The organism is Sphingobacterium griseoflavum (genome assembly GCF_014653155.1).
GTDB classification, from domain to species: domain Bacteria; phylum Bacteroidota; class Bacteroidia; order Sphingobacteriales; family Sphingobacteriaceae; genus Sphingobacterium; species Sphingobacterium griseoflavum.
The window spans coordinates 94,351-110,716 of sequence record NZ_BNAF01000009.1; the positions used below are offsets into that span (position 1 = coordinate 94,351).

15 protein-coding genes are annotated in these 16,366 nt (G+C 44.2%); 12 read left to right on the forward strand and 3 right to left on the reverse strand.

Going from position 1 to position 16,366, the window contains the following annotated elements; translation table 11 throughout:
- Window positions 1-19: 19 nt before the first annotated feature.
- From IE165_RS12765 to IE165_RS12790, 6 genes are all read left to right on the forward strand, one after another.
- Entirely contained in the window at window positions 20-367 is a 348-nt protein-coding gene (locus tag IE165_RS12765; protein WP_189627020.1) for a hypothetical protein, read from the forward strand.
- Between the two features lie 17 nt (window positions 368-384).
- Complete coding sequence (locus IE165_RS12770; RefSeq protein WP_229826547.1) at window positions 385-1,152, forward strand: peptidylprolyl isomerase; 768 nt, start codon at window positions 385-387, stop codon at window positions 1,150-1,152.
- Complete coding sequence (locus IE165_RS12775; RefSeq protein WP_189627021.1) at window positions 1,152-1,916, forward strand: exodeoxyribonuclease III; 765 nt, start codon at window positions 1,152-1,154, stop codon at window positions 1,914-1,916. Before IE165_RS12770 ends, IE165_RS12775 begins: the two co-directional genes overlap by 1 nt.
- 362 nt (window positions 1,917-2,278) lie before the next feature.
- Complete coding sequence (locus IE165_RS12780) at window positions 2,279-2,767, forward strand: Lrp/AsnC family transcriptional regulator (RefSeq protein ID WP_189627022.1); 489 nt, start codon at window positions 2,279-2,281, stop codon at window positions 2,765-2,767.
- 303 nt (window positions 2,768-3,070) lie between these two features.
- A complete protein-coding gene (locus IE165_RS12785) occupies window positions 3,071-4,078 on the forward strand; it encodes a DUF1852 domain-containing protein (RefSeq protein ID WP_229826548.1) in 1,008 nt (335 codons plus the stop codon).
- 19 nt (window positions 4,079-4,097) lie between these two features.
- Window positions 4,098-5,126 carry a methionine synthase gene (locus IE165_RS12790; protein WP_189627023.1) on the forward strand — a complete coding sequence of 343 codons (1,029 nt, stop codon included), beginning with the start codon at window positions 4,098-4,100 and terminating at the stop codon, window positions 5,124-5,126.
- Between the two features lie 164 nt (window positions 5,127-5,290).
- On the opposite strand, the gene IE165_RS12795 is transcribed toward IE165_RS12790, so the two are convergent.
- Window positions 5,291-6,280 (reverse strand): bile acid:sodium symporter family protein, encoded by a 990-nt coding sequence (locus tag IE165_RS12795; RefSeq protein ID WP_189627024.1) that lies wholly within the window; start codon window positions 6,278-6,280, stop codon window positions 5,291-5,293.
- Between the two features lie 189 nt (window positions 6,281-6,469).
- Between IE165_RS12795 and IE165_RS12800 the strand changes: the two genes are divergently transcribed.
- Complete coding sequence (locus IE165_RS12800; protein WP_189627025.1) at window positions 6,470-7,552, forward strand: alkene reductase; 1,083 nt, start codon at window positions 6,470-6,472, stop codon at window positions 7,550-7,552.
- A gap of 71 nt (window positions 7,553-7,623) precedes the next feature.
- Entirely contained in the window at window positions 7,624-7,758 is a 135-nt protein-coding gene (locus IE165_RS18575; RefSeq protein WP_262891179.1) for a hypothetical protein, read from the forward strand.
- Here the strand turns inward: IE165_RS18575 and IE165_RS12805 are convergent.
- Both IE165_RS12805 and IE165_RS12810 read right to left on the reverse strand, forming a co-directional pair.
- Window positions 7,748-8,260 (reverse strand): 6-pyruvoyl trahydropterin synthase family protein, encoded by a 513-nt coding sequence (locus tag IE165_RS12805; protein WP_229826549.1) that lies wholly within the window; start codon window positions 8,258-8,260, stop codon window positions 7,748-7,750. The genes IE165_RS18575 and IE165_RS12805 overlap by 11 nt on opposite strands.
- 17 nt (window positions 8,261-8,277) lie before the next feature.
- A complete protein-coding gene (locus IE165_RS12810) occupies window positions 8,278-9,444 on the reverse strand; it encodes an alpha-hydroxy acid oxidase (RefSeq protein ID WP_189627026.1) in 1,167 nt (388 codons plus the stop codon).
- Window positions 9,445-9,789: 345 nt separating this feature from the next.
- Here IE165_RS12810 and IE165_RS12815 point away from each other — a divergent pair, with 345 nt between their 5' ends.
- The 4 genes from IE165_RS12815 to IE165_RS12830 all read left to right on the forward strand — a co-directional run bounded on the left by IE165_RS12815 (window position 9,790) and on the right by IE165_RS12830 (window position 16,354).
- Window positions 9,790-9,966 (forward strand): hypothetical protein, encoded by a 177-nt coding sequence (locus IE165_RS12815; RefSeq protein WP_189627027.1) that lies wholly within the window; start codon window positions 9,790-9,792, stop codon window positions 9,964-9,966.
- Between the two features lie 248 nt (window positions 9,967-10,214).
- Window positions 10,215-10,544 (forward strand): hypothetical protein, encoded by a 330-nt coding sequence (locus IE165_RS12820; RefSeq protein WP_189627028.1) that lies wholly within the window; start codon window positions 10,215-10,217, stop codon window positions 10,542-10,544.
- 116 nt (window positions 10,545-10,660) lie between these two features.
- On the forward strand, window positions 10,661-11,764 hold the full coding sequence (locus IE165_RS12825) for an efflux RND transporter periplasmic adaptor subunit (RefSeq protein WP_189627029.1): 1,104 nt from the start codon (window positions 10,661-10,663) through the stop codon (window positions 11,762-11,764).
- A 27-nt stretch (window positions 11,765-11,791) separates the two neighbouring features.
- Window positions 11,792-16,354 carry an efflux RND transporter permease subunit gene (locus IE165_RS12830; RefSeq protein WP_189627030.1) on the forward strand — a complete coding sequence of 1,521 codons (4,563 nt, stop codon included), beginning with the start codon at window positions 11,792-11,794 and terminating at the stop codon, window positions 16,352-16,354.
- The last annotated feature ends 12 nt before the right edge of the window (window positions 16,355-16,366 follow it).

The following is a 16,366-nucleotide window of genomic DNA, read 5'->3' on the forward strand; positions in this document are numbered from 1 at the left end:
GCCAAAACTCAAACAACAAATGAAAATAGCTGAAGTAAATAAGAAGTGGTCTGATTTACAGGTTACACTCGCTCGGGACTTCGATATGGAGCAGCCCGATATAAAGGTCGTCTTATTCCTGATCGGTGTGCAAGAGCTTGGAAAGGGGCCTCAAGCTTTTTCCAAACGAGAAAAGGAGGAACTTATGCATATTGCCACATGTAGGCTTTTTAGCGCGATGGGGTTTTATGAATTGAAAGGCTTGGACGCCGATGGTTGGCCGCATTGGGAGCTGATAAAGCCAATTCCGAACTATACTTTATTGGAGCAGGAGCTCATCATGAAATCCTTAATAGTCGATTATTTTGAGGATACCTATACCCTATAAAAAGCAATAAATATCGTATGATGAATCAAATTATTAGAAAGATCGTGTCCATATGTTTAGTGGTGTTTTCTATGGGGTCGGTTTTTGGAAAAACACCCGTATTCCATTATGTAAAGATAACGACTGATAAAGGCGTATGCTTGCTTAAGCTGTACAACGAAACACCCAAGCATCGAGACAACTTTGTCCGGTTGGTTAGCGATGGTTATTACGATAGCCTGCTCTTTCATCGTGTTATTGCGCAGTTCATGGTGCAGGGAGGCGACCCCGACTCCCGTTATGCTGCGGAAAAGCAAGCGTTGGGCAATGGCGGTCCGGATTACACTATTCCAGCAGAAATCCAAGAGGGTTTGATCCATAAAAAGGGAACCATCGGTGCGGCTCGGGACGATAATCCGGCCAAGCAGTCTTCAGCATCGCAATTTTATTTGGTACAAGGCCGCGTATTTACTGAAGCAGGTCTGGACTCGATCGAACAGATAAGGTTGAAAGGAAAGAAGCTTACTGCTGCCCAGCGGCAGGCATATACCACGGTGGGAGGGACACCCCATTTGGACGGCAATTATACTGTTTTTGGCGAGCTTCTAAGTGGTTTGGAGACGATTGACCGAATTGCTGAAGTCAGGACCGACGAGCGCGATCGACCTGTTTCTAATGTACGCATGTCCATGGTGGTGCTTTCTCGAAGGGAAGCGCTGAATTTGGAGCGGGAAGCCGCCGGATTGCCACCTAAGAACGGATTCTTCACGAAAATAGCAGACCTTTTCTCTTCTCAGAAATATTAATGAAAATCATAACGTACAACGTCAACGGCCTGCGTGCCGCTTTAAAAAAAGATTGGTTGGGTTGGCTCCATCAGGTAAATCCCGATGTAATTTGCCTGCAAGAGATAAAAGCTACACAAGATCAAATTCCAGAGATCTTATTTTTGGAACAAATGGGCTATGAGCACTATTGGTATCCTGCCCAAAAAAAGGGGTACAGTGGCACGGCAATCTTCACCAAGATTACGCCGAGGCACGTGGAATATGGTTGTGGACACGAAGATTATGATTTCGAAGGACGCATGATTCGTGCCGATTTTGATGATGTTTCGGTGATGAGTGTTTACTTTCCATCAGGCACGACAGGGGACGTTCGCCAAGATTTTAAGTATAAATTTTTAGCTGATTTCCAAGAATATAGTGATGCACTGTTGTTAGAGAGACCAAACTTAGTCGTTTCAGGCGATTATAATATTTGTCATCGTGCAATCGATATACATAACCCAAAGTCCAACGCAAATAGTTCAGGCTTTTTGCCTGCCGAACGCGAATGGATGGAGCATTTCATACAATCAGGCTATATTGATTCCTTCAGGCATCTACATGACGATCCACACCATTACACATGGTGGAGCTACCGTGCAGGAGCAAGGGCCAAAAATTTGGGTTGGCGGATCGACTACAACATGATCTCAAAAGCGCTGGAACATCGGCTCGTTGCAGCCGAAATCATTCCTACAGCTATCCACTCTGATCATTGCCCGGTGTTACTGGAACTGCGTTGATCCAGGACGGAAATATAACGATTTCTTTGTGTGGGGCTTTATCGTAAAAACTCCGAGTTCGGTCGCTTGGAATGTTCGGGATTTCTATAGGGTTCATTAGTGGTTGACTCAAATCGGTTAATAATTAGCGTATTGCGGCTGGTTGTTTACCAAAAAACTATTGGTAGCTGCTTGATTTGAGGCATATGAATTCGGTATTGCGCGAGCTATAAAGGTTGGTTTCCTGCGTTGTAGAAAATTTAACGGTATAAACATGGTCTTCAAGTTTTTTTTGGTGATAAACTTCGGTTGGTAAGATTTTTTATTCTAATTTTGTGACCGTTGCAAAACAATGATGATTAGAAAAGTCAAAAAACAACGATATGGAAGAAATTTATTCTGTAGATGGTGTAGACAGCATTGATATACAACTACTAAACATACTGCATAAGAATTCCAATTATACGACAAAAGAACTTGCCCAAATGGTAAACCTTTCAGCTTCTCCCGTATTTGAACGGGTTAAAAGGCTGGAAAAAAAAGGTTATATCAAAAAGTATATTGCTATACTCGATGCTGAGAAGCTTAACCAAGGCTTTACGGTCTTTTGTAATATTAAACTAAAGCAGCATGATCGTAGCATAGGCCATAGATTCGTCACAGATATCATGGTAATCGACGAGATTACAGAATGCTATAATATCTCGGGCGATTATGATTTCCTCTTAAAGGTAACGGTGCGCGACATGAAACATTACCAGGATTTTGTGTTTAACAAGCTTGGATCTGTCGATAGCATAGGTAGCACGCATAGCACTTTCGTAATGGCAGAAATAAAAAATAGTTTTGGAGCAACGGTAGGTGGGAAATAGTTTTGGTTTTTAGCATCGGGAAGATGCCGTATGGGACAGGAATCATGCGACATGTTCAACGTCCGTGCGCGCAATGTGCAAAACAGCCCATCTTTCGAAAGATAAATATTCTGTTTCTGCGCTTTTTTATATCCAAAAAAAGAATATTTATCTTCTCCTGTGTTTTTTCGAGAATAATTATCTGATTTTAATGATAATCAGATTAATTCATCTTTTATTTCGAAATTAGCAAGATAAAATAACTGAATCCTCAGAAGTGAAAGTGTTCATGGAAAAGGATGCAAGAATAAATTAAACGACTATATGGAAAACACCCTGGACACCATCAAATCCGAGTTTACGTTCACATTAAAGAGCATTTATTTTAATGAGGACTATATACCATCGAACAGTACCCGTACCACGACCAACTTTGCTAATTTGGCCCGCGGAGCGAGCCGTCAGGAAAATCTGCGCAACACGATCAATATGATTAACAATCGCTTCAATAGCTTGGCAAATTGGGATAATCCCAATGGCGATCGTTATGCTGTTGAATTGGAAATTGTTTCCGTTGATATCGATATCGATGGCAGTGGAACGGTGTTCCCTTCAATCGAGATTTTGAAAACGCATATTATTGATCATTATACGGGCAAATCCATTGAAGGTATTGTGGGAAATAACTTTTCCTCTTACGTGCGGGATTACGATTTTAGCGTGTTGCTTTTGGAGCATAATAAAGGTCAAGATAGGTTCAGTATTCCTGAAGGTTTTGGCGACTTGCATGGTAATATATTTAAACATTTCGTTAGTTCCGAAGCTTACAAACAGCAGTTTAACAAACTACCTGTTATATGTTTAAGTGTTTCGGACAATAAAACGTATCAACGTACAGGAAATCATCACCCCATATTGGGTTTCGAATACCAGCCTAATGACTCATCGTTAACAGAACAATACTTCAAAAAAATGGGCTTGCAGGTTCGGTATTTTATGCCAGTTAACAGTGTTGCACCATTGGCGTTTTTCTTCTTTGGCGACTTGCTTGCCGATTATACCAATCTTGAATTAATAAGCACCATTAGTACGATGGAAACTTTTCAGAAGATTTATAGACCAGAAATCTATAATGCCAATTCCGTAGCTGGAGTATGCTACAAACCAAGTTTGAAAAATCAGGACCATTCGTTGACAAAAATCGTATACAACCGAGAGGAGCGCAGCCAACTAGCTATTCAGCAGGGTAAATTTGCGGAAGAGCATTTCATTAAGCCACATAAAAGTGCTTTGGACCAATGGTCTGCCAATTTCGCTCTTCGATTAAAATAACATCATAACATTATTCTACATGAAGAAATTAGTACCAACCTCAATTGTTGGCAGTCTGCCTAAGCCGGCTTGGCTAGCGCCACCGGAAAAACTATGGTCGCCCTGGAAGTTAGACGGTGATCAGTTGCTTGAAGGGAAACAAGATGCTTTGCGCATTGCATTACAAGAACAACAATTGGCAGGGGTAGATATCATTAGTGATGGGGAGCAAACACGTCAACATTTCGTTACCACGTTTATAGAGCATTTGAGCGGTGTAGACTTTGAAAATCGTAAAATTGTCAAAATCCGTGACCGTTATGATGCCAGTGTACCCATTGTTGTCGGTGAAGTAGCTCGTCAAAAAGCAGTCTTTGTCGATGACGCAAGATTCTTACGTCAACAAACGGATAAACCTATAAAATGGGCATTGCCAGGCCCTATGACAATGGTCGATACGTTGTACGACAACCATTATAAAAGTAGGGAGAAGCTAGCTTGGGAATTCGCGAAAGCACTCAATCAAGAAGCAAGAGAGCTACAAGATGCCGGGGTAGATATCATACAGTTTGACGAACCTGCGTTCAATGTATTCTTTGATGAAGTGAGTGATTGGGGAATGGCAGCCTTAGAAAGAGCTATCGAAGGTTTGAACTGTGAAACTGCGGTGCATATTTGCTACGGCTATGGGATACAGGCCAATAATGACTGGAAAAAAACATTAGGTTCAGAATGGCGTCAGTACGAAGAAATTTTCCCTAAAATTCAAAAGTCTACTATTGATATTGTGTCGTTGGAATGCCACAACTCTAATGTGCCTTTAAATTTAATTGAGCTGGTTCGTGGGAAGAAAGTGATGGTGGGTGCTATTGATGTGGCAAGCAATACCATTGAAACGCCTGAAGAAGTGGCAAATACGCTACGCAAAACGCTAGAGTTTGTCGCGATCGAGAATCTTTACCCTTCGACAAATTGCGGTATGGCTCCTTTGTCTCGGGACGTTGCGCGTGGTAAGCTTAGTGCATTAAGTGGAGGAGCAGAAATTATTCGGAAAGAGTTTGCTGTTTAATGACATGATTGATTAGCGGAAAACCGTTACGTTTATTAGTCCGTAGTTTTCAACATGATGACGCTACGGACTATTAAATGAACAGATATCATTCGTCATGGATAAACCTTTCGAACGATACTCCTTCCCGAAAAATGATAATGGAAAAAGAGTAAATAGTCGTATTACTCCTTTCGTCGCGCCATACGCTGAGCGATGACGCTGGCGGCAATCAATTGCAAGGCATGGTAAAGCATGAGAGGTAACAGTACGATGCCAGTGATGGTGCTATGCTGAAAGAGTACTTTAGACATGACGGTGCCGTGTACTAAAGACTTTTTAGATCCGCAAAACAAGACGGTAATTCGGTCTTCATCCGAAAAGCCAAACAGGCGACTGAGCAGTCCGATACACAGGAATACGGCAAAAAACAAGATCATCATTGCTGCGGCGAGTCCGGCAAGCTCCAGGGCGGTAAAGCCTTCAAAAAGATGTTCGGAGAACGACTTACAAAACGATGTGTAGATAATGGTAAGTATAATTGCCTGATCGAAGTATTTGAGTTGTTTCTTGTATTTTTCGGCAAAGACGCCAAAGCGTGCGTTTAGAGCGATGCCAATGACAACAGGCAACAAAACTTGAAGAATCAATTTGATGATGATATCAGTGACATCAAAATTGCCGGTTGCGGATGCGATGAAGAGCCCCACCCAAATCGGCGTAACGACTACGCCGATCAAACTGGAAATACTCGCATTGAAAATGGCAGCGGGGATGTTGCCTTTGGCGATGGAGACCATAACGACGGAAGAGGAAACCGTGGACGGTAAGGCTGCCAGAAAAAATACCCCCAGCCATAACAATTCAAAGTCGGTATGGACGAACAGCGGGCGAACAGCCAAAACGATAAGCGGAAAAAACAAAAAGGTCGTTAGTTGGACGATAATATGCATTTTCCAGTTTGCAAGGCCTGCCTTTAGTTTCTCAACACTCAAACGCATACCATAAAAAAAGAAAATCAATGAGACGCCTGCATTGGCAATTTCTTCAAGTGAAATAGGTTCCTTAACCATGCCTGGCTGCGGCACAAAATAGGCCAGCAAAATCATGGTGCCTATCATCAACAAGAAGCCGTCGAAACCTGCTTTACTTAATATTGCTAATAACTTTTTCAATGTACTCTTTATATATTTTTGTTTGGGCCAAAAATACAAAAATATCTCACTTGGAGCGAGGTAAAAAGTATCTTCCGTAAATGGCAAGACGGAGGTACTCAACGACAGATTTACGGATAGCAGAGGATTGGAGAATGAGGTTGAGACACCGGCATGTTATCCATCGGAATAGTTTTAAAACAGATCAATATGAAACTTTTAGAAAAAATACAGTTAGGCAATCTTAGATTAAAAAATAGTATGGCCATGGCAGCGATGACCAGGGGCCGCGCCGACATAAATGGCTTGGTGGGGGATATGACAGTAGCATACTATCGCCAAAGGGCAAGTACTGGTTTGCTGCTTACCGAAGCCATCCGAATCAGCGAAGATGCTACCGGCAGTCCGTTCACCCCCGGCATTTTTACGGAGCAGCAAATAGCATCTTGGGAAAAGGTCACAGCAGCCGTACACGAAAAAGGCGGTATCATCATAGCCCAGCTTTGGCACACCGGTCGTCTGGCACATTCTATAGATAGAAACGGCAAGCTTCCATTTGCGCCATCACCCATAGCAATCCGCGGAATGCAGCATTTTACCTCGCAAGGGATGAAGCAATACGAAATACCTCGGGAAATGAGTGTTTCCGAGATTCAGCAGACGATTAAAGATTACGGACAAGCTGCAAAAAATGCTATCGCGGCAGGGTTTGACGGAGTCCAGCTACACGCAGCCAACGGCTATTTGCCCAATCAATTTTTGGCAGAAAGTGCTAACCAACGGACCGATCACTACGGCGGCAATATCCCCAACAATGCCCGATTTGTCTTGGAGGTGATACAAGAATTAATTGGTGCGGTGGGCGGTGAAAAGGTCGGTATCAAAATATCTCCTTTCCATCCATATGGTGATATCGTGATGGACGCCCCTGCGCGCACCTATACCCACCTTATCCAAGAACTGAACAAACTTGATTTTGCCTACGTAGAACTTATGAGGCGAAATCCCAATTTCGCTTCGCCAGATCATTACGTCGCGGAGAACGAGATTGATTTTTTTGGCAGTAAGATTCGGCAGGCAGTTATTGCTAACGGAGGATATGATAAAGCTTCTGCTGAAGCAGAACTTGAAAAAGGAATTGCGACACTTGTTTCTTTCGGCAAGTTGTACATCGCAAATCCTGACCTACCTGAGCGATTTGCAAACAATGCCTCGCTCAATGAGCCGGACCGGGCTACCATATACGGGGGTGGAAAACATGGTTATATTGATTATCCACTTTGGAACGAATAAGATTATGCGCAAATAGCGGGCACTTTTAATAGCGGTCGAAGATTGAACCATAGCGTAAAAGATAATCCTTTATGGAAAAGCAATATGCCGAAATGGGAGGGGTGATACTGGACAGAATAGCTAAGACATCTGCCACACCGAGTTTTGCTGTTCACCGGAAAGATCGTCATCTTTCCGATAGCGCAAACAGGTCGTTCACAAACTAAATGTTGCTGAGCATTTAGCGGTCTCCTCTATTTTGCAGGAAATCAGCTGAACAGGATAATCTTTCAGCTGCTCTGGGCCGACGGCTTCTACAAGGTAGCGCGCAAGGTTTTCTGCCGTTGGGTTGAATGGTACCACAACTAAACTATCTGCTACAATGCTTTTTAGTGCAGGAAGCAGCTCATCTTTTTCCCAAATCAAGAATTTATGGTCGAAATGCTCTTCTAACCAGGCACAAAGAGTGGATTTAATTACGGAGAAGTCTACTACACGTCCAACCTCATCCAGCGCCTGAGCTAGCACGGTGAAATGGATGCGGTAGTTATGTCCATGGAGAAATCGACATTTTCCTTCGTGGCCCACAACACGATGTCCGCAGGATATATCATGGTATCTTTCAGCAACTATCATGTTGCAAAGATAAGAATAGATTTTGGAGGATATCCATGGAAAAAGCTGCATTGCAAAGGCCGGGTTTACGGCTGCTGCAATGCGCTTGCTCATGCGAGTTGTTTAAGACGTTATCGCTGAAGCAAGCGTCCTGGAAACTGATCGATTTTTTCTAAGGTGAGCTGCTGCATGAGCTGATAGAGCTGAGCTTTGAATAGATTGATCGTGTGTTCTGCTCCTTCGTCGCCAAGAGCACCTACGCCATACATAAAAGGTCGCCCCATAAAATTGAAAGCTGAACCCACGGCATGTGCTCTTCCCAAATCTACGCCGGAACGGATACCGCCATCTAGCATGATCTTGATTTTATCGTTGTATGCAGGTTTTTTTGCTAAATGAATAAGGGATTGAATGGAAGATTCGCCAGCATCAATCTGTCGGCCGCCATGGTTGGATACGATAACGCCATCCACACCCAATGCGATGGAAGCATCCATGTCTTCTTCCGTTGTTATGCCCTTTAGCACTAATGGCCCTTTCCAAATATCACGGATTGCCTTGACTTTCTCGATATTCACCTTTCCGGTGAAGGTTTTGTTCATAAATTGTCCGAGCTGGCTGAGATCCAGCCCTTTTTCCATATATGGTTTTAAGGTGGCGAAAGAAGGGATGCCATGCTGCAGGGTTTTTATGCCCCATAAAGGTCTCATCATGGCCTGCACAACATTCGCCATATTCATTTTTGGCGGCATGGATAATCCACTTTTTATTTCTCTATACCGAAGACCAAACGAAGGAACATCCACCAATACAACCAGTACAGGGCATTCCACCTCTTTAAGCCTTCTTAGCAGATCATCGCGCAACCTATCTTCGGTGGGATGGTACAACTGAAACCAAGCTTTCCCGTCGGACACTTCTGCAATCCGTTCAATGCTGCTCGTTGAAACGGTGCTCAATGTGTATGGAATGTCGTGCTTTGCAGCCGCTTTTGCTAAGATTTCTGGCGCATTTGGCCACATCAACCCTTGAAGGCCTATTGGTGAGATACCAAAAGGAGCGCTGTATCGACGTCCGAAAAGGTCGACCGACATGTCGATATCCCCAGCGACATGGAGGTATTGTGGTTTTAGCAAGATATCATCAAAATCACTTTCATTACGGATCAAATTGAGCTCTTCATTGCAGCCGCCCTCTAAGTAGTCAAACGCAAATTTAGGGATTCGGGATTTAGCCTTGATCTTTAAATCAGTAATAGAAGGATATTTTGAATGGTACTTATAGCGGATTTTGCTCATTTTTAAATTACGGTTTAAAATTTAATGGACGAAGATACACACTATTCACGAAATTACCATCCTGTACATCAGGGTGCTCGTTGGGTTGGTGAAATAAATTTTGAAACAGCCATAGTTTGAATCCGACTGCTGGATAGCAGACGAAAGCTTGGCCAGACAAAAGCGTAACTTTGGGATCAGGGCCCGATGTAGCAAATATTTTATGTAAAGGATTACTAGCGGCCGGGTATAAGATAATAGCAAGCTGCGATGGATATTTTGGGCTTTTTTTCTTTTTCCCTAAAAAATCCAATTTTCAGATCAACATTTTTATGATATCGTTGTTATCTTTTTAAAAAGCATATTATGAAAAGATTCTCTTATTTTACGGTGTTTGCTATGGCAATCACGATGTTGACGAGTTGTGAAGTTATTGGCGGAATTTTTAAAGCAGGGGTCTGGTCTGGTATTATCCTCGTTGTGTTGGTTGTTGCTGTTGTTGTTTGGATTATCGCAAAGATTGCAGGTGGTGGAAAAAGATAAACCTTCAAGCATTCATCGCAATAAACTGCTCGCTGGAAACATGCAGATCTTGCCATCAAATCGGCAAGATCTGCATGTTTAGTTTGGTAGTAAGTTGATGCTGCAACTAGCTTGTAACATCTTTTTGACTGCCGGCGATCATTGTTAACAGGTTTTTTACAATAAGACATTGTCTCCTTCCAACATGCTTCTTAGCTTTGCCTAGCATGGTATTGAAACTAGTTCACTATATCGTTTTACTGAGTTATATGAATATACTCGGTTACGAAGCTAGCGTAAACAATCCCGAAATCGATGACGATTATTTGATGAACGGCGAGTCGCTTTTGGAGTTTGTGCTGGACGATGTGCTTGATTTACCTATTGACAAAGAGGCGGATGATGTTAAAATTCGCTATGAAGAGTATCGGGTGATCCCCTATCCCGATTATATATTGCCGCTATTTGTGCTCATTTTGGGAGCGCTGTCTCTATTTAGGCCCGTTTCTGAACAACCTAAACATCCAATTTACGATGGTAAGAAGCGCCAAATAATTCCAGGGTATTATTCTTTTTTACATCGCCTAAAACCTTTTTGACCCTTCTTTTCCAAATTGTTTCCTAACTCTAGGTATAACTTTGATGGTCTTCCAAAAGGAAGAGCGAGGTTCTGGATACGTATGTATCTGTCTTAACGTGTTTTAATTAAAAATAAATGAAGAAAATTTTATCTTATTTTCCAGCGATGGGAATGTTATGGCTATTGGCCAGCTGTAATGGAAAAAGTGCCGAAAACAAATCCGAGTCCATACGAGAAGTGCCGGTGGTGGGGCTCACCTCCATGGATACTACCATCTATCAATATTATATTGCCGACATCCAAGCCACAAGAAATGTGGAGCTGAGATCGAGGTTAAGCGGGTTTTTGGAAGAAATCTATGTCGACGAGGGACGTATGGTGAAAGCTGGGCAAGTGCTTTTTCGCATGAATGACGAAGAGTATAAGGCAGACCATGCAAAGGCGAAGGCGGCTTTAAATACCGCTATCGCTGAAGCAAAGAAAGTGGAATTAGAGAAAGAAAGGACGAAGAATCTTGTCGAAAAAAACATTGTTTCCACCACCGAAGAAGAGCTTATTGCCGTGCAGTACAAAGCTGCTCTTTCTAAGGTAGAACAGGCCAGAGCTGTGGTTAATCAGACGGGCACACGTTTGGCCCGGACACTCATTCGTGCACCTTTCAGCGGTCGGATAAATAGGATAAACCTGAAAGCAGGATCCTTGTTGGAAGAGGGTGCCTTGATCACCAGCTTGTCGGATGTGAGTGATTTAAATGTGTATTTCGATATTTCTGAGTCAGAGTATCTTGCTTTGGCGAGTGACTCTACCTTTAGCAGCAGCAATTTTAAGCGAAAGGTAAAACTGCAGCTGGCAAATGGTCAGGAATATCCGTATACGGGAGAGGCCCGTTTGGTAGACAACGAATTTGAGCCAAGTACTGGATCTATTTCCTTGCGCGCAAAATTCCCGAACGAAGGAGGGTTGCTGAAGCATGGTGCATCGGGAAAAATCGGGGTTCCGATATCCACCGGTGTGACCCAGTTTGTTCATCAAAAGTCTGTGTTCGAGATTCAAGATAAAACGTATGTGTATGTTGTCGCTGATGATGAGACCGTTAAAATGAAGCCTTTTATAGCGGGGGCGCGCGTGGGCCATTACTACATTGTAGCCGGTGGCCTAGACGAAGGTTCGCGCATTGTTTATGAGGGCGTACAAGGGTTACGCGACGGCATGAAGATCAAACCGATCGCAAAAAAGTAAAAGGTATCATATTTAAGCGTTTAATCTATGTTTGAAACATATATAAGAAGGCCAGTATTATCACTGGTCATATCCATATTTATCACGTTGCTCGGCCTGCTGGCCCTATTTAGCCTACCAGTTACGCAGTTTCCAGATATTGTTCCGCCTTCGGTTGTCGTGACAGCCAATTACACGGGTGCAAATGCCGATGTAAGTACCAACGCTGTCGCCATTCCGTTAGAGAAGGCAATCAATGGAGTAGCCGGCATGACATCCATGAATACGGTGACGACCAACAACGGGACAACATTGATACAAGTAGCCTTTCAAGTAGGAGTGGATCCGGATATTGCCGCGGTAAACGTACAGAACCGGGTGACTACGGTGTTGGATGAGCTGCCAGAGGAGGTTATTCGGGCAGGTGTCACGACCGAAAAAGAGGTGAACAGCATGCTGATGTACCTGAACATCTATACCGCTGATGAAACAGCAGACGAACGGTTTATTTACAATTTTACCGACATCAATATCCTAAAAGAGCTTAAGCGTATTGAAGGAGTCGGTTTTGCGCAGATAATGGGCATGCGCGACTATGCCATGCGAATCTGGGTCAAACCTGACCGCTTGGCGGCCTATCAGATATCGACGGATGAGGTCGTGGAATCACTGCGCCGTCAAAATATCGAAGCTGCACCGGGTCAAACTGGTATCAGTTCGGACAAAACGGTTAATATGCAGCAATATGTCTTACGTTATCCAGGTAAATTTTCTGAACCGGAAGAATACGCGAACGTGCCCATCCGTGCGAACGCCGATGGGTCGATTATCCGTATTCGTGACATCGCCGACGTAGAGTTTGGTTCGCTGGATTACGAGATGGTGTCCAAAACTGACGGACGACCGTCGGCATCGATCATGTTGAAACAATTGCCTGGTTCCAACGCACAGGAGGTTATTCAACGGGTAAAGGACCGTATGGAAGAACTTAAAGCCTCCAATTTTCCCTCGGGTATGACCTACACAATGGGGTACGATGTCTCCCGTTTTTTGGACGCTTCGATTTCGAGCGTCGTGAAAACGCTTATCGAAGCTTTTATTTTGGTTTTTTTGGTTGTTTTTATCTTTTTGCAGGATTTCCGTGCGACCATTATCCCGATTCTTGCGGTTCCAGTTAGTTTAATTGGTGCGCTTTTCTTTATGCAAATGATGGGATTTTCGATTAATTTGCTGACCCTTTTTGCGCTCGTGCTCGCCATTGGTATCGTCGTGGATAACGGCATTGTTGTCGTTGAGGCGGTATACGCAAAGATGGAAGAAGAGCATCTACAGCCTATGGAAGCCACATTGGCGGCTATCAAAGAAGTAGGTGCGGCCGTTATTGCGATTACGCTGGTCATGTCAGCCGTGTTTATCCCGGTCGCATTTCTATCAGGCCCCGTTGGGATTTTCTATAGACAGTTTTCATTGACTTTGGCCTCGGCGATTTTGATCTCGGGCATCAACGCGTTGACGCTAACGCCGGCGCTATGCGCACTAATATTACGGTCACCCCATGATAAGAAAGCATCCAATACGATAATCGACCGATTTTTTAGAGGGTTCAATGCCGTGTACGATAAAACGGCGGGCCGGTACCGTGGCCTTTTAGCCAGCATTGCCGGGCGGCGCTTGGTTACGATAGGTTTGTTAGTGTTGTTTTTTGTAGCGACTTGGGGCGCAAGCAGTATCCTGCCGTCTGGTTTCATTCCCACAGAGGACCAGGGCATGATCTACGTGAGTGTGACCACGCCCCCAGGTGCAACCGTAGATCGGACGGAACGCGCGCTGGACGAAGTGGATGAGATCGCTCGCAAGCTTGAGTCCGTTGAAACCGTTTCTACGCTTGCTGGATACAGCATTCTCACGGAGGTGTCGGGGGCTTCCTATGGAATGGGGATGATCAATTTAAAGAGCTGGGGCGAAAGAAATCAGGGGTTAGAAGAAGTCATGAACGAGCTGCGCGCGAAAACGGCACATATTGCAGATGCTGAAATTGAGTTTTTCCCGCCTCCCACTGTGCCGGGATTTGGTAATGCTTCTGGCTTTGAGCTACGTCTTTTGGATAGAAGCGGTAATGAAGACTTGGGTGAAACAGCAGAAGTGCTGGATAGATTTTTGGCCGACTTGGCTGCGTCGGATGCCATAGAAAGTGCCTCTTCGGGATTTGATGTTTCTTTCCCGCAATATATGCTGGAAATCGATTATGATCTTGCGGCAAAAAAAGGAATCTCTGTTGAAAATGCCATGAATACCCTACAAACGTTGATGGGGAGTTTTTATGCCACTAATTTTATTCGCTTTGGTCAGATGTACAAAGTGATGGTGCAAGCGGATCCTAATTACCGCCAAACGCCTGAGGATGTCTTGAAATTATTCCTGAAAACCTCGGATGGCGAGATGGTCCCTTATTCTTCTTTTATCACCATGAAACGGATTTACGGGCCCGAACAAATTACACGGTATAATATGTTCACATCGGCGATGATCAGCGGTCAGCCTGCGCCGGGTTTCAGTACGGGCCAAGCAATAGATGCTGTTCTTCGCATAGCTGAAACCTTGCCGAACGGATATGATATTGAATGGTCAGGTATGACGCGGGAGCAGGTTATATCTGGCGACCAAGCGATCTATATTTTTGGACTGTGCCTTGTTTTTGTTTATTTATTGCTTGCGGCGCAGTATGAGAGTTTTTTGTTACCGCTGCCCGTTATCCTGTGTTTGCCGGCGGGTATTTTTGGTTCTTTCTTGTTCTTAAAGCTGTTCGGTCTGGAGAATAATATATACGCACAGGTCGCGCTCGTGATGCTGATAGGATTATTAGGAAAAAATGCCATCCTTATTGTCGAATACGCGGTGCTCAAACGGAAGCAAGGCATGAATATCGTCCAGGCCGCGATCGAAGGAGCTTTTGCCCGATTGCGTCCTATCTTGATGACGTCATTCGCTTTTGTTGCAGGATTAATTCCGCTTATGATGGCATCAGGTGCCGGTGCTATTGGGAACCGGACAATCGGCACGGCGTCGGTGGGCGGTATGGTCATAGGAACCTTGTTGGGCGTTATCGTTATTCCGGGACTATTTGTTTTGTTCTCTAGACAGTCCAAAGAAAGAAAGAAGAAAGCGGTGCCGATCGCGATAATTTTGATAGGTTTTGCATTCTTCGCTTCGTGTTCGTTGCCCAAGACCTTGGAGAAGGAAACGGCGAAGCCGGTGCCGTCTGCCTTTACTAAAGATTCACTGGTATCGGACGATACAATGACCATCGCACACCGGCCTTGGCAGGAGGTGTTTTCAGACACCTGCTTAAAAGCATTGATCGACTCAGCATTGGTTTACAACTATGATTTGCAGCAAGCTATCAAACGTATCGAGATTGCACAGGCAAGCTTCAAGCAGCGCAAAGCCGCGCTGTTGCCCAGTTTGGATTTAGCGGCCGAGGCAGGCTTGCGGAAGTACGGCTTCTATACAGAGTCTGGGATCGGGAATTATGACTCAAATTTTTCAGAAAACCTAAAGGATGACGAAAAGATACCAGAGCCAGCAGTCCCTGATTATTTTATTGGCGTGCGGGCCTCGTGGGAGTTGGATTTGTGGGGTAAGATCCGTAATCAAAAAAATTCGGCATTTAGTTCGCTGCTGGCAGAAAATGAGGCGAGACGCTTGATCGAAACGGAACTGATTACAAATATCGCCTCAGCTTATTACGAGATTTTGAGTTTGGATGCCAAAGTCATGGTGTTTGATAATAATATCGAACTCAATGAAAAGGCATTGGAAATATCAGTATTGCAAAAAGAGGCCGGTAGAGCGTCGGAACTGGGAGTTCGCCAATTCAGGGCATTGTTGTCTAGCGCTAGGGCAGAGCGTGAGAAGGTTAGACAGGAAATTGCCATTCTGGAAAACCATATTAACTATTTGGCGGGGCGTTATAATCAACCTGTTGTCCGCGCCGTGGATTCGTTTGCGAATAAACGTTTGTTCGAAAAACTGGAAGTAGGCACGCCATTTCAGATGTTGGCAGGACGCCCTGATATTCGGGAAGCATCGTTCCTTCTGCTCAGTGCCGAGCAGGATGTCAAAGCTTCCAAAGCCTCATTTTTGCCAACCTTGGTACTATCCCCATATATGGGACTGCAAACCTTCAGCTTCAGTAAGCTTGTGGATTTCGATAAGTCATTGACATACGGTCTTCTTGGCGGTCTAACGGCGCCGCTTTTTAATCAAAGACAGCTCAAAAGTCAATACGAAACCTATAAGGCCACCTATGGTCTTAGTTTTTTGGAGTATGAAAAGCGTGTTTTGGAGGCCTACAATGAGGTTTCTAATGCGGTGAACACCCGGTCATACATACGAAGTCGGGAGCAGCATATCGCCGAACAGGTGCAGGCTTTACGCGGCGCTGTGGATGCGGCCAACGAGTTGTTTATCGCTGGTAGGGTCTCCTATTTGGATATCATCACTGCCCAAAAAGATGCGATAGCGGCGGAGATCGATAAGGTGGAGATTAAGAAAGAAGAACTTCTGAACGAGATTGTGATTTATAAAGCCCTCGGTGGAGGTTGGCGATAGTTGAAGTAAAAA

Excerpts from the sequence above, each read along its gene's own strand:
- IE165_RS12765 (WP_189627020.1), top strand. The coding sequence starts at position 20 with ATGAAAATAGCTGAAGTAAATAAGAAGTGGTCTGATTTACAGGTTACA.
- IE165_RS12770 (WP_229826547.1), top strand. The coding sequence starts at position 385 with ATGATGAATCAAATTATTAGAAAGATCGTGTCCATATGTTTAGTGGTG.
- IE165_RS12775 (WP_189627021.1), top strand. The coding sequence starts at position 1,152 with ATGAAAATCATAACGTACAACGTCAACGGCCTGCGTGCCGCTTTAAAA.
- IE165_RS12780 (WP_189627022.1), top strand. The coding sequence starts at position 2,279 with ATGGAAGAAATTTATTCTGTAGATGGTGTAGACAGCATTGATATACAA.
- IE165_RS12785 (WP_229826548.1), top strand. The coding sequence starts at position 3,071 with ATGGAAAACACCCTGGACACCATCAAATCCGAGTTTACGTTCACATTA.
- IE165_RS12790 (WP_189627023.1), top strand. The coding sequence starts at position 4,098 with ATGAAGAAATTAGTACCAACCTCAATTGTTGGCAGTCTGCCTAAGCCG.
- IE165_RS12800 (WP_189627025.1), top strand. The coding sequence starts at position 6,470 with ATGAAACTTTTAGAAAAAATACAGTTAGGCAATCTTAGATTAAAAAAT.
- IE165_RS18575 (WP_262891179.1), top strand. The coding sequence starts at position 7,624 with ATGGAAAAGCAATATGCCGAAATGGGAGGGGTGATACTGGACAGAATA.
- IE165_RS12805 (WP_229826549.1), bottom strand. The coding sequence starts at position 8,260 with ATGAGCAAGCGCATTGCAGCAGCCGTAAACCCGGCCTTTGCAATGCAG.
- IE165_RS12810 (WP_189627026.1), bottom strand. The coding sequence starts at position 9,444 with ATGAGCAAAATCCGCTATAAGTACCATTCAAAATATCCTTCTATTACT.
- IE165_RS12815 (WP_189627027.1), top strand. The coding sequence starts at position 9,790 with ATGAAAAGATTCTCTTATTTTACGGTGTTTGCTATGGCAATCACGATG.
- IE165_RS12820 (WP_189627028.1), top strand. The coding sequence starts at position 10,215 with ATGAATATACTCGGTTACGAAGCTAGCGTAAACAATCCCGAAATCGAT.
- IE165_RS12825 (WP_189627029.1), top strand. The coding sequence starts at position 10,661 with ATGAAGAAAATTTTATCTTATTTTCCAGCGATGGGAATGTTATGGCTA.
- IE165_RS12830 (WP_189627030.1), top strand. The coding sequence starts at position 11,792 with ATGTTTGAAACATATATAAGAAGGCCAGTATTATCACTGGTCATATCC.